The following is an 11,870-nucleotide window of genomic DNA, read 5'->3' on the forward strand; positions in this document are numbered from 1 at the left end:
AAGTTGTAGCCTGTTAACGAGATGACTTCCGACGAGCGCCCCTTCAGCTTCCGCTCCGTCGCCCTGGCCGCGTTCCTCCCCACGCTGCTGTTCTCGATCGGCGAGGGCGCGATCATCCCGATCATCCCGATCGCCGCGGGCAACCTCGGCGCCGGCCTCGCCATGGCCGGGTTCATCGCCTCGATGATCATGCTCGGGGAGCTCGCCGGCGACATCCCGAGCGGCTGGATCGTCGCGCGCATCGGCGAGCGCCGCGCGATGATCGGCGCGGCGACGGTCGCGGTCCTCGGCGTGGTCGTCTGCCTCCTCGCTCCGAACTACTGGGTCCTGACGGGCGGCATCTTCGTCGTCGGGCTCTCGACCGCGGTGTTCGCCCTTGCGCGGCACGCCTTCATGACGACGTACGTGCCCGCCCGGTTCCGCGCGCGGGCGCTCTCGACGCTCGGCGGCGTGTTCCGCGCCGGCTGGTTCGTCGGGCCGCTGATCGCCTCCGCCGTGATCGCGCTCACCGGCTCCACCCAGTCGGTGTTCTGGATCTTCATCGTCAGCTGCCTGGGCTCGGTGGTCGTCCTGCTCGCCCTGCCGGACCCCGAGCGGATGTTCGGGCCGAGCCCGCGCACCGCCGACGCCTCCGGCGCGATGGTCACCGCGGGCGAGGAGGAGGCCGAGGAGCGCACGCACGGCCTGTTCCGCACGATCTGGTCGTTCCGCGCGGTGCTCGCGCGGATGGGCGGAGGCGTGTCGCTCGTGGCCGCCGTGCGCTCGGCCCGGACGGTGCTCCTCCCGCTGTGGGCGGTGTCGATCGGCCTCAGCGAGTCGAACACGGCCCTCATCATCGGCATCGCGGGCGCCGTCGACTTCGCGCTGTTCTACGCGAGCGGCCAGATCATGGACCGGTTCGGCCGGATGTGGAGCGCCATCCCCTCCATGCTCGGGCTGGGCCTCGGCTTCCTGGTGCTCGCGTTCTCGCACGACCTCGACGCGCGGGTGGCCTGGTACATCGGCGTCTCCGTCTTCCTCGCGGTCGCGAACGGCATCGGCTCCGGCATCATCATGACGCTCGGCGCCGACCTCGCGCCGAAGGAGAGCCCCGCCGCCTTCCTCGGCGCCTGGCGGTTCGCGGGCGACGCCGGTCAGGCGGTCGCTCCGCTCGTGGTGTCGCTGCTCACCGCGCTGGTCTCGATCGCCTTCGCGAGCGGCGTGATGGGCGCACTGGGGCTGGTCGGCGCCGTCCTGCTCGGCCGGTACATCCCGCGGTACGTGCCGCGGCGGCCGCCGGCCCGTCCGGCCGCCGACGGGCCCGTCGCGGAATAGCCTTCGGGCGGGGGCCGTTCACCTCCATGCGTTCGCATATACCGGGCGCACCGACGGGAGGACTGGACCATGGCCGCGCTCGAACTCGGGATCGACACCTTCGGCGACGTGACGCTGGGCGCCGACGGCAGCCCGCTCCCGCACGCCCAGGTGCTGCGCAACGTCGTCGAGGAGGGGGTGCTGGCCGACCAGGTCGGTCTCGACTTCATCGGCATCGGCGAGCACCACCGGAAGGACTTCGCCGTCTCCGCGCCGGAGGTCGTGCTCGCCGCGATCGCGGGCCGCACGGAACGGATCCACCTCGGCTCGGCGGTCACCGTGCTGAGCTCCGACGACCCGGTGCGCGTCTTCCAGCGCTTCGCGACCCTCGACGGCGTGTCGGGAGGCCGGGCGGAGGTCATCCTGGGCCGCGGCTCGTTCATCGAGTCGTTCCCGCTGTTCGGCTTCGACCTCGGCCAGTACGAGGAGCTGTTCGAGGAGAAGCTGAACCTCTTCGCCGAGGTCCGGAAGCAGGAGCCGGTCAGCTGGGAGGGATCCCTCCGCCCGGCGCTGAACGGCCAGTCCGTCTACCCGCACCTCGAGCACGGCCTCCTGAAGACGTGGATCGGCGTGGGCGGCAGCCCGGAATCGGTCATCCGGGCTGCGCACTACGGACTCCCGCTGATGCTCGCCATCATCGGGGGCGGCCCGATGCGGTTCCAGCCGCTCGCCGAGCTCTACCGCAAGGCGCTCGGCCAGTTCGAGCAGGACACCACCCTGCCGATCGGCGTCCACTCCCCCGGCTTCATCGCCGCGACCGACGAGGAGGCGAAGGACCTGCTGTGGCCGCACTGGGAGGCGATGACCAACCGGATCGGCGCCGAGCGCGGCTGGCCGCCGGCCTCCCGCGCCCGCTTCGAGCACGAGGCCGGCCCCGACGGCGCGCTGTTCGTCGGCTCGCCGGAGACGGTCGCCGACAAGATCGCGTACGCCGCTCGCGGGCTCGGCCTGTCGCGGTTCGACCTCAAGATCAGCAACGGCACGCTGGGCCACGACCACCTCATGCGGGCGATCGAGCTGTACGGCACGCGGGTCGCGCCGCGCGTGCATGAGCTATTGTCGTAGCCGCGCTCAGCGCGCCGCGGGAGTGGTGAAACTGGCAGACACGCAGGATTTAGGTTCCTGTGCTTCGGCGTGAGGGTTCGAGTCCCTTCTCCCGCACCGTGCTCGCCGTGCCGGCTCAGGCGGCCTGCTCCAGAACCGCCGGCAGCCCGTTGAGGCGCAGGATCGTCCCGCCGCGCAGGTGGGGCAGATCGGCGCTTCCGTCGCCGGTCCTGACCAGGAAGGCGACCTGCTCCGTCCAGTCGAGCACGCTGCCGTCGCCCTCCGGCTCGATGAGCACCGTGACCAGCGACGTCCAGCGCAGCACGTCGTCGACGAGGGAGTCGTACCCGAACACGATCCGCCGGTCCTGCACGATGTCGAGATAGCGCGAGCGGTACTGCAGGCGCTCCACGCTGCCGTCCGGGTGCGTGAAGGTGCTGTGCGCCTCCTCCCCGCCGCCCACCGCGAAGACGTGGCGGTACTCCGGCGAGTGGCCGGGCAGGCGGAACCAGCGCCGGCGCAGGGCGTCGTCGCCGAACGCCGCGAACACGCGCTCCGGCGGTGCCTCCAGCTGCCGCGTCACGGTGAACGTCTCGTGCAGCACTCCGGTCATGGGCGCCTCCCAGCCTCCTCGTTGTCAGACCACAGGATGATCTTGCCGCACGCTGCGGATTTTTCACGGAGCGCGCAGCTTACCGCCGCTAGACTCGGCTGCATCGCCCTGAACCCGTCTGGAGACACGTGATCCACCACGCCGGCCTCATCCCCTGGCTCGACCCAGAGACCATCATCTCGGCGGCGGGTCCGTGGGCCCTGCTCGTCGTCTGCGCGATCGTGTTCTCCGAGACCGGCCTGCTGGTCGGCTTCCTGCTGCCGGGCGACACCCTGCTCGTCATCTCGGGCCTGCTGACCCACACGTCGCTGGTGTTCGGCGTCGACATCTGGTGGGTCTGCCTCGCGATCGCGTTCGGCGCCTTCCTCGGCGGCGAGGTCGGGTACCTCATCGGCCACAAGGCGGGTCCGCGCATCTTCGAACGCAGGGAGAGCGGACTGTTCAGCATCGAGAACGTGCGCCGCACCAACGCCTTCTTCGAGCGCTTCGGCGCGCTGGCGATCATCCTCGCCCGGTTCGTCCCGATCGTGCGCACCTTCGCACCGGTCGCGGCGGGCGTCGGCCATATGAACTACCGCAAGTACTCGCTCTACAACGCGATGGGCGCCCTGCTCTGGGGCGCCGGGCTGACGCTGTTCGGCTACCTCATCGGCTACATCCCGCCGGTCGCCGACTTCGTCTCGAGCTACATCGACATCATCCTGATCGGCGCCGTGGTGATCACCCTGGTGCCGACGCTGTTCCACTACTTCCAGTCGCTCCGCAAGGCAAAGCGCAAGCGCGCGGCCGAGGCGGCCGCCCACCCCGCGCCGACGCCCGACATCTGAGCCGCCGCCGCGTCGTCGGCATCTCCGGAGGCGCTGCGCGACGCGCCGCCGCCGGACCCGTTCCTCCGGTACTTCGCCGCGTCCCGCTCCGATCCTCCGGAGTTGCGGATGCTGCGGCCAGCGCGCGTAACTCCGGAGCCCGGCCGAATCCCGGCCGCACCCTCCGGAGTTACCGGCCACACAGCGGCGCGTCAAGCCGGGCCTCCGGAGTTGCGGACGCGGTGGGAGCGCGCCGCTAGCGGTGCAGCTCGTCCTCGTGGGCGGCGTGCTCGGCCGGCTCCAGCTGGAACGTCGAGTGCTCGACGTCGAAGTGCTTCGCCAGGCATCCGGAGAGGTCGTCGAGCAGGCGCCCGGTGTCGCCCGAGCGGAACACCGCCGGCTCGACCACCACGTGCGCCGTGAACACCGGCGCGCCCGACGTGATCGCCCACACGTGCACGTCGTGCACCGCCACCACGCCGGCCGTGCCGAGGATGTGCCGACGGATCTCGGCGACATCGGTGTCGGCCGGCGCCGACTCGCTCAGCACGTGCACAACGTCGCGCAGCAGCACGAACGCCCGCGGCAGGATGAGCGCGGCGATCGCCAGCGACGCGATCGCATCCGCCGGGAGGAACCCGGTCGTCATGATCACAAGGGCGGCGGCGATCACCAGCACCGACCCGATCAGGTCGCCCAGCACCTCCAGGTAGGCGCCGCGCATGTTGATCGATTGCCCGGCGGAGGGGCGCAGCACGAGCAGCGCCACCAGGTTCGCCAGCAGGCCGATCACCGCGACGACGAGCATCGGGAGGCTGTGCACCTCCGCCTCCCCCGACACCAGCCGCGAGACGGCGCCGATCGCCACGCCCACCGCGACGGCCACCAGGATGAGGCCGTTGATCAGGGCGCCGAACACCTCCGCGCGCCGGAAGCCGAACGTCTGCCGGTCGGTCGCCGGTCGCGCCGCCACGATCGTCGCCATCAGCGCGATCACCAGGCCGGTGCCGTCGCTGAGCATGTGCCCCGCGTCGGCCAGCAGCGCCAGCGAGCCGCTCAACCAAGCCCCCACGACCTCCACGACGAGCACGGCCGCGACGATCGCGATCGCGATCAGCAGCCGGTTGCGGTTGGCCTCGTGGCCGTGGGAGTGACTCATCGCTTCTACGGTAGATAGAAGTCGGCCGCCCCGCCAGGCCCGCGGCCTAGTTGGGAATGAGTGCCGTTCTCAGCCCGCCGCCGACGGCCGCTCGGCGAGCGCGCGCAGCGCCGGAGCGATCGCCGCGAAGGCGCGCGCCCGGTGGCTCTCGGCGTTCTTCGCCTCGGGCGAGAGCTGCGCGGCCGTCACGTCGTGACCGTCGGGCACGAAGATCGGGTCGTACCCGTGGCCGTGCTCGCCCCGCGCCTCCGGCGCGATGCGACCAGGCCAGATCCCCTGCACGACCGTCGGCTCCGCACCGGGGACGACGAGGGCGAGCGTCGCGGTGAAGTGCGCGCCGCGAGCGGGCTCCGGCAGGTCGGCGAGCTGGTCGAGCAGGAGGCGGAGGTTGGCCTCCGCGTCGCCGTGCCGCCCTGCCCAGCGCGCCGAGAAGATGCCGGGCGCGCCTCCCATCACGTCGACGCAGATCCCGGAATCGTCCGCGAGCGCGGGCAGGCCGGTGTGCGCCGCCGCCGCGCGCGCCTTGATGAGGGCGTTCTCGGCGAAGGTGACGCCGTCCTCCACCGGCTCCGGGCCGTCGTAGGCGACGATCTCGAGCCCGGGAACGGCGTCGCCGAGGATCTGCTGGAACTCCCGCGCCTTGTGCGGGTTGTGCGTGGCGAGGACGACGCGGACCATCCGGCTCAGCCTTCGATGCCCAAGGCGGAGGAGGCGAGCGCTGCCTGCTGGAGGCCGGCGAGCTCGGTCGTGCCGCCGAGCGCGAGGTCGAGCAGGGAGTTCAGTTCGGCGCGGTCGAAGGGCGCGCCCTCCGCCGTGCCCTGCACCTCGACGAACAGCCCGCGGCCGGTGACGACGACGTTCATGTCGGTCTCGGCGCGCACGTCCTCCACGTAGGCGAGGTCGAGCATCGGCGTGCCGTCGATGATGCCGACCGAGACGGCCGACACGGAGTCGATGAGCGGCGTCGCCTTCTGACCGATGAAGCGCTTCTGCCGCCCCCACTCCAGGGCGTCGGCGAGCGCGACGTACGCGCCGGTGATGGCCGCCGTGCGGGTGCCGCCGTCGGCCTGCAGCACGTCGCAGTCGAGCACGATGGTGTTCTCCCCGAGCGCCTTCATGTCGACGACGGCGCGGAGGCTGCGGCCGATCAGCCGGCTGATCTCGTGCGTGCGGCCGCCGACCTTGCCCTTGACGGCCTCCCGGTCCATCCGCTCGTTGGTGGAGCGCGGCAGCATCGCGTACTCGGCGGTGACCCAGCCGCGGCCCTTGCCGGACATCCAGCGGGGGACGCCGTTGGTGAAGGAGGCGGTGCAGAGCACGCGCGTGTTGCCGAACGAGATCAGCGCGGAGCCCTCGGCCTGGCGGCTCCAGCCGCGCTCGATGGTCACGGGGCGCAGCTGGGCGGCGGTGCGCCCGTCGGCGCGGGTGGTGTCGGTCACGGTCGTCTCCTCGAGGGTGGTGGGGGCGTCGGTCGGCGGGCGCCGGTCAGCACGGGTCGGTCAGCGTGGCAGTTCGATGACGCCGGTGGTCACCAGGTCGACCTGCGAGACCTCCGGGCCGATGAAGCGGTGCGCGAGGCGCAGGAAGTTGTCCGCGTCGAGCCCGGTGGCCTCGTAGCGGATGGTCGGCGGAGCGGGCGAGCGGCGCTCCAGCCCGCCGCCGACGAGCGTGCGGTAGACGTCCTTGGCGGTCTCGGTGTCGCTGGAGACGAGCGAGACGCCCTCCCCCATCACGTACGAGATGGCGCCCTTCAGGAACGGGTAGTGCGTGCAGCCGAGGACGAGCGTGTCGACATCGGCCTCGCGCAGCGGCGCCAGGTACTCGGCGGTCACCCGCAGCACCTCGTCGCCGCTGGTGATGCCCGCCTCCACGAACTCCACGAACCGCGGGCACGCCTGCGAGAACAGCTGCAGGGTGGGAGCAGCGGCGAACGCGTCCTCATAGGCGCGGGAGGCGATGGTCCCAACGGTGCCGATCACGCCGACGCGCCCGGTGCGGGTCGCCGCCACCGCGCGGCGCACGGCCGGCTGGATGACCTCGATGACCGGGACCGAGTACCGCTCGCGCGCATCCCGCAGCACCGCGGAGGACGCCGTGTTGCAGGCGATCACGAGCAGCTTCACGCCCTGGTCGACCAGGAAGTCGAGCACCTCGAGCGAGTACCGCCGCACCTCGGCGATCGGCTTCGGCCCGTACGGGGAGTGCGCGGTGTCGCCGACGTAGAGCATGGACTCGTTCGGCAGCTGGTCGCGGATCGCGCGGGCGACCGTGAGCCCGCCGACCCCTGAGTCGAAGATCCCGATCGGCGCATCCGTCACAGCACACCAGCCTATCCCCCGCCGCCGTGGCGGGGCGCGGCTAGGGTGGAGCCGTGACCGAGTCCTCCGCGCTGTTGACCGACCGCTACGAGCTCACGATGCTCGACGCCGCCCTGCTCAAGGGCACGCACGACCGCGAATGCGTGTTCGAGGCGTTCACCCGCCGCCTCCCCGCCGGACGCCGCTACGGCGTGCTCGCCGGGACCGGCCGCCTGCTGGAGCTGATCGAGCAGTTCCGCTTCGGCGACGAGGAGCTCGCCTGGCTGCGCGACAACCACGTCGTGCGCGACGAGACGATCGACTGGCTCGCCGACTACCGCTTCTCCGGCACCATCCGGGGATACCGGGAGGGCGAGCTCTTCTTCCCGGGGTCGCCGTTCTTCATCGTGGACGCGCCCTTCGCCGAAGGGGTCATCCTCGAGACGCTGCTGCTCAGCGTGTTCAACTACGACTCGGCCGTCGCCTCCGCCGCCGCCCGCATGGTGAGCGCCGCCGCCGGACGGCCGCTCGCCGAGATGGGCTCGCGGCGGGCCAACGAGCACAGCGCCGTGGCCGCGGCCAGGGCGGCGTTCATCGCGGGCTTCAGCGCCACCTCCAACCTGGAGGCGGGCCGCACCTGGGGCGTGCCGACGATGGGCACCGCGGCGCACGCCTTCACCCTGCTGCACGACAGCGAGGAGGACGCCTTCCGGGCCCAGGTCGACGCGCTCGGCCCCGGCACGACCCTCCTCGTGGACACCTTCGACATCGAGAAGGGCATCGAGACGGCGGTGAAGGTCGCCGGGCCCGAGCTCGGCGCCATCCGCCTCGACTCCGGCGACCTCCCGAAGCTCGTCCGCCAGGTGCGCGAGCAGCTGGACTCGCTGGGCGCCACGAAGACGCGGATCACCGTGACGAACGACCTCGACGAGTTCACGATCGCCGCCCTGGCCGCCTCGCCCGTCGACTCGTACGGCGTCGGCACCTCGGTCGTAACCGGTTCGGGCTCCCCCGCCTCCGGGATGGTCTACAAGCTCGTCGCGCACCGCCCGCGCGACAGCGAGGGCGACTGGATCCCCGTCGCCAAGAAGTCGGACGGCAAGGCCAGCGTCGGCGGCCGCAAGCATCCGGTGCGCCGGCTCGACCAGGCCGGGGAGGCCGTGGCCGAGGTGGTGCACATCATCGAGGAGGGCGACACCCCCGACGACAACGGCCGCGACCTCCTCGTGCCGCTGATCACGGACGGCGAGGTGCACCGCGAGCACCTCGGCGTCGAGGGCACGCACCGGGCGCGCGAGCACCGCGCGGCAGCGATGCGGGAGCTGCCGGACGAGGCGTTCCGGCTGGGTCGCGGAGACCCGGTCCTGCCGACGATCTTCGAGTGAGCGTCGCGCGCTCGGCTCCTGGTCGCGGCTACTCGTCGCGCAGGGCCTCGTAGATCTCCTTGCAGGCGGGGCAGACGGGGAACTTCTCGGGGTCGCGCCCCGGCGTCCACTTCTTGCCGCACAGCGCCTTCACGGGCTTGCCGGTGACGGCGGACTCGAGGATCTGCTCCTTCTTCACATAGTGCGAGAAGCGATCGTGGTCGCCGGGGTCGAAGTCCTGCGTCAGCTCCTGGAGCTCGCGCTCCATCGTCGTCGAGCCGCCGCCGGTGGGCAGTCCTCCCGGCTCGGAGATGCTGGCGTCGTTCATGCCTCCAGTCTAGACGCGCGATCGCACGGCGAGTCGGGAGGTGGGGCGATCAGTCGTTGCGGTTGGCGAACGCCATCAGCTCGGGACCGCGGCGGTCGAAGACGCGGCCGCCCGCCCACAGCCCGACGAACAGCGTCCCGAAGCCGATCAGCACGGCCGCGACCGGCGCGACGCCGAGCCAGAACGGGCTGACAGTGAGGCCGAGGATCAGGAACACCAGCACCGGAGACGAGATCAGGACCGTCGCGAAGAAGCTGAGCGTCTGGATGAGCGCGGCAGAGCCTCCGGACGTCTGCGGCTGGGTGAAGGCGCTGTCACCCGGCTTCGTCGCCGGGTACGGCACGAGCGCGGACGAGATGCTGGAGAGCCCGAGCCCGATGACCAGCACCGCACCGCTCAGGGCGGCGACCGCGGGCAGCACGGCCCAGTCGCCGAAGGTCGCGGTGGTGATGATCGAGCCGATCGCGATCACCGGGATGCCGATGACGACCGGGGGGAACATCCTCCCGGCGCGGTCGGCGATGCCGCGCGTCCCCGACACCAGGTGCAGCCAGATCGCGGTGCTGTCGTAGGCGAGGTCGTTGTGGATGCTCCACCCGAGGAACAGGCAGACCAGCGGCAGCGGCACGAGGCAGACGTAGTGGGCGGGGATTCCGGCGAGGGTGAGTGCGACGATGACGAACACCGGGATGACCGGGATCATGATCATCGAGACCCAGTACCGCGGGTCACGGCCCCAGTAGGTCATCGAGCGGGCGGCGATGACGGCGGTCGGGCCGCCGCGCAGCCGGGCGAACCAGCCGAGCCCGTGGTAGTCGCGCGCCCTGGCCTCCCTGGCCGGGGTGACCAGCACGCGGTCCACCAGCGCGCGCCATGCGAGCCACAGCAGCCCGAGGGTGACGGCGGCGATGAGCAGCTGGACCACCGCACCGCCGGCATCGCCGGCGGCCGCGGCCCCTGGAGCGCTCCACGCGGCGCCGAGCGGCGTCCACTGCAGCCAGCCGGCGAAGCCGCCGAGCACGCCCAGCCCGTCGCGGCCCCAGTCGACCGTGAGCAGGAGCAGGAGCACCGGTGCGAGCAGCACCACGACGACGACCCCCACGACGCTCCCCGCCTCGCGCGACCGGCGCGTGTCGAGGAGGGTGGAGGCGATGCTCGCGACGACCCGCGACGCCAGCACGCAGGTGAGCACGACGATCACCGTGCAGAGCACCGCGAGCAGGGCGGCGCCGGGGCTGCGCGACCAGGTCACGACCGTCGCCGCGCTGCACACGGCCAGCACGAGGGCGGGAACGCCGAGGAGGCCGGCCAGCAGCAGGCCGAGCGCGAGCCTCCCGCTCGGGATGCCGAACAGCGCGAAGCGGCGCGGGTCGAGCGTGTCGTCGATCCCGAACAGCAGCGGCAGCAGCACGAAGCCGGCCACCACGATGGAGCCCAGCACGACGAGGACGGTGTGGACGGCGGCGACGTCGGGCAGGGTCCGTGCCGCGAACAGCGACGACACGACGATGACGGTGATGACGGCGCCGTACAGCAGCCCCGCGACCAGCCCGACCACGTGCCAGGTGCTGCGCCGGAAGGCGTTGCCCAGCAGCCGCAGCTTCAGTCCGAGAAACTGTGCAACCACTCCATGCCCTCCGCAGCCTTGCGCCCGCCGGCGAGCTCGACGAACCGCTCCTCCAGCGTCTGCTCTCCGCGCACCTCGTCGATGGTCCCCGACGCCAGCACCTTGCCGCGGACGATGATGGCGACGCTGTCGCACACCCGCTGGATCATGTCCATGCCGTGGCTGGAGACGACGACGGTCCCCCCGGCGGCGGTGTAGCGCTGCAGGATGTCGACCACGTTGGCCGCGGAGACCGGGTCGACCGACTCGAACGGCTCGTCGAGGACGAGCAGCCGCGGCGAGTGGATCATCGCGGCGGCGAGGGCGATCTTCTTCGTCATGCCGGCGGAGTAGTCGGCGACCAGGCGCTCCAGGGCGTCCTCGATGCCGAACGCCGCGGCGAGGTCGGCGGTGCGAGCGCGGACGGTCTTGGCGTTGAGCCCGCGCAACGTGCCGGCGTAGTGGAGGAACTGGGCCCCCGTCAGGCGGTCGAACAGGCGCAGCTTGTCGGGCAGGACGCCGATCACGTGCTTCGCGCGGACCGGCTCGGCCCAGGCGTCGACGCCGTGGACGACGACGCGGCCCTCGTCCGGCCGGAGCAGCCCGGTCGCGATGGACAGCGTCGTGGTCTTGCCGGCGCCGTTGGGGCCGACGATGCCGTAGAACGAGCCCTGCTTGATGTCGAGCGAGACGTCGTCCACCGCGAGCGTGTCGCCGTAGCGCTTGCGGAGGCCGTGCAGCGACAGCACGGTCGGGCGCGTGTCGGGTGCCGCGGCCGGAGCCGTCTCCTGCGGGACGGGGACCGCGGTCGCCGCCGGAGCGGGAGCGGCGGTCGTCGCGGTCGTCGCTGTCGTCGCGGTCGTCACGACGGCGGCGGGCTCCGCACGGGCAGCGGGGGTCGTCTCCTCCGGAGCCGCGGTCGTGGGTTCTGCCGGGGTCGCCGTGCCGGCCTGCTCGGCGGCGGGTGCCTTCGGCGCGCCGGCGCGCGGCGTCGCCGCCTTCGGCGTGCGCGGCTTCGCCGTGGTGCTCCTGGTGCGCGGGGTCCGCGTGCTGCTCGGCGTCGCGGCGGCCGCGGTCTTCTGCGGCGCCCGCTTCGGGGCAGGGCGTGCCTTCGTCGGCGGCTTCTGCTCGTCGCCCGTGGCCTCGGCCATGCTGTCCCCCGTCCGCTCCCCCGAAGCGGCGCCCGGCCCGGGCGCGCTCTCGATGGCCCCGGGCTCGCCGGGGACGGAACGGGCCGGTTCGGCCTCGCCGTTCTGTACTCGCGCGCGCTCGGGACTCACCCCGACACCGTACCAATACC

12 protein-coding genes and 1 tRNA gene are annotated in these 11,870 nt (G+C 72.1%); 5 read left to right on the forward strand and 8 right to left on the reverse strand.

The features are described 5' to 3' along the window. Positions 1 to 21 precede the first annotated feature (21 nt). The 3 genes from ACR9ZG_RS02820 (at position 22) to ACR9ZG_RS02830 (ending at position 2,514) form a co-directional block, all read left to right on the forward strand. On the forward strand, positions 22 to 1,314 hold the full coding sequence (locus tag ACR9ZG_RS02820) for an MFS transporter (protein WP_481283304.1): 1,293 nt from the start codon (positions 22 to 24) through the stop codon (positions 1,312 to 1,314). 69 nt (positions 1,315 to 1,383) lie between these two features. Continuing rightward, the gene (locus tag ACR9ZG_RS02825; RefSeq protein ID WP_481283305.1) at positions 1,384 to 2,418 is read left to right on the forward strand and encodes an LLM class flavin-dependent oxidoreductase; all 1,035 of its coding nucleotides are present in this window, start codon (positions 1,384 to 1,386) and stop codon (positions 2,416 to 2,418) included. 16 nt (positions 2,419 to 2,434) lie between these two features. Continuing rightward, positions 2,435 to 2,514: transfer RNA gene (locus ACR9ZG_RS02830), tRNA-Leu, on the forward strand. A gap of 19 nt (positions 2,515 to 2,533) precedes the next feature. Here ACR9ZG_RS02830 and ACR9ZG_RS02835 read toward each other — a convergent pair. After that, on the reverse strand, positions 2,534 to 3,010 hold the full coding sequence (locus tag ACR9ZG_RS02835; protein ID WP_481283306.1) for an SRPBCC domain-containing protein: 477 nt from the start codon (positions 3,008 to 3,010) through the stop codon (positions 2,534 to 2,536). Between the two features lie 128 nt (positions 3,011 to 3,138). On the opposite strand from ACR9ZG_RS02835, the gene ACR9ZG_RS02840 reads away from it, so the two are divergent. Next, entirely contained in the window at positions 3,139 to 3,837 is a 699-nt protein-coding gene (locus ACR9ZG_RS02840; protein WP_481283307.1) for a DedA family protein, read from the forward strand. A 235-nt stretch (positions 3,838 to 4,072) separates the two neighbouring features. Here the strand turns inward: ACR9ZG_RS02840 and ACR9ZG_RS02845 are convergent, their stop codons facing one another. The 4 genes from ACR9ZG_RS02845 to murI form a co-directional block, all read right to left on the reverse strand. Beyond that, complete coding sequence (locus ACR9ZG_RS02845; RefSeq protein WP_481283308.1) at positions 4,073 to 4,975, reverse strand: cation diffusion facilitator family transporter; 903 nt, start codon at positions 4,973 to 4,975, stop codon at positions 4,073 to 4,075. Between the two features lie 69 nt (positions 4,976 to 5,044). Further along, positions 5,045 to 5,653 carry an RdgB/HAM1 family non-canonical purine NTP pyrophosphatase gene (gene rdgB, locus ACR9ZG_RS02850; RefSeq protein ID WP_481283309.1) on the reverse strand — a complete coding sequence of 203 codons (609 nt, stop codon included), beginning with the start codon at positions 5,651 to 5,653 and terminating at the stop codon, positions 5,045 to 5,047. A gap of 5 nt (positions 5,654 to 5,658) precedes the next feature. Continuing rightward, positions 5,659 to 6,414, reverse strand: a complete 756-nt coding sequence (rph, locus tag ACR9ZG_RS02855; protein ID WP_481283310.1) for a ribonuclease PH — start codon at positions 6,412 to 6,414, stop codon at positions 5,659 to 5,661. Positions 6,415 to 6,474: 60 nt separating this feature from the next. After that, the gene (gene murI / locus ACR9ZG_RS02860; RefSeq protein WP_481283311.1) at positions 6,475 to 7,293 is read right to left on the reverse strand and encodes a glutamate racemase; all 819 of its coding nucleotides are present in this window, start codon (positions 7,291 to 7,293) and stop codon (positions 6,475 to 6,477) included. Positions 7,294 to 7,346: 53 nt separating this feature from the next. On the opposite strand from murI, the gene ACR9ZG_RS02865 reads away from it, so the two are divergent. Continuing rightward, on the forward strand, positions 7,347 to 8,657 hold the full coding sequence (locus ACR9ZG_RS02865) for a nicotinate phosphoribosyltransferase (RefSeq protein WP_481283312.1): 1,311 nt from the start codon (positions 7,347 to 7,349) through the stop codon (positions 8,655 to 8,657). Between the two features lie 28 nt (positions 8,658 to 8,685). On the opposite strand, the gene ACR9ZG_RS02870 is transcribed toward ACR9ZG_RS02865, so the two are convergent. From ACR9ZG_RS02870 to ACR9ZG_RS02880, 3 genes are read right to left on the reverse strand one after another with little or no spacing between them, the layout of a single operon-like run. Next, the gene (locus ACR9ZG_RS02870; protein WP_481283313.1) at positions 8,686 to 8,964 is read right to left on the reverse strand and encodes a DUF3039 domain-containing protein; all 279 of its coding nucleotides are present in this window, start codon (positions 8,962 to 8,964) and stop codon (positions 8,686 to 8,688) included. Positions 8,965 to 9,013: 49 nt separating this feature from the next. After that, entirely contained in the window at positions 9,014 to 10,591 is a 1,578-nt protein-coding gene (locus ACR9ZG_RS02875; protein ID WP_481283314.1) for a hypothetical protein, read from the reverse strand. Next, positions 10,567 to 11,721: an ABC transporter ATP-binding protein gene (locus ACR9ZG_RS02880; RefSeq protein ID WP_481283315.1), complete on the reverse strand. Its 1,155-nt coding sequence runs from the start codon at positions 11,719 to 11,721 to the stop codon at positions 10,567 to 10,569. Before ACR9ZG_RS02880 ends, ACR9ZG_RS02875 begins: the two co-directional genes overlap by 25 nt. Positions 11,722 to 11,870: the final 149 nt, after the last annotated feature.

Source organism: Leifsonia sp. KNZ12-8B (assembly GCF_056755495.1).

Coding starts and splice junctions, on each gene's coding strand:
- ACR9ZG_RS02820 (WP_481283304.1), top strand. CDS start 22: ATGACTTCCGACGAGCGCCCCTTCAGCTTCCGCTCCGTCGCCCTGGCC.
- rdgB (WP_481283309.1), bottom strand. CDS start 5,653: ATGGTCCGCGTCGTCCTCGCCACGCACAACCCGCACAAGGCGCGGGAG.
- ACR9ZG_RS02835 (WP_481283306.1), bottom strand. CDS start 3,010: ATGACCGGAGTGCTGCACGAGACGTTCACCGTGACGCGGCAGCTGGAG.
- ACR9ZG_RS02880 (WP_481283315.1), bottom strand. CDS start 11,721: ATGGCCGAGGCCACGGGCGACGAGCAGAAGCCGCCGACGAAGGCACGC.
- ACR9ZG_RS02870 (WP_481283313.1), bottom strand. CDS start 8,964: ATGAACGACGCCAGCATCTCCGAGCCGGGAGGACTGCCCACCGGCGGC.
- ACR9ZG_RS02845 (WP_481283308.1), bottom strand. CDS start 4,975: ATGAGTCACTCCCACGGCCACGAGGCCAACCGCAACCGGCTGCTGATC.
- ACR9ZG_RS02825 (WP_481283305.1), top strand. CDS start 1,384: ATGGCCGCGCTCGAACTCGGGATCGACACCTTCGGCGACGTGACGCTG.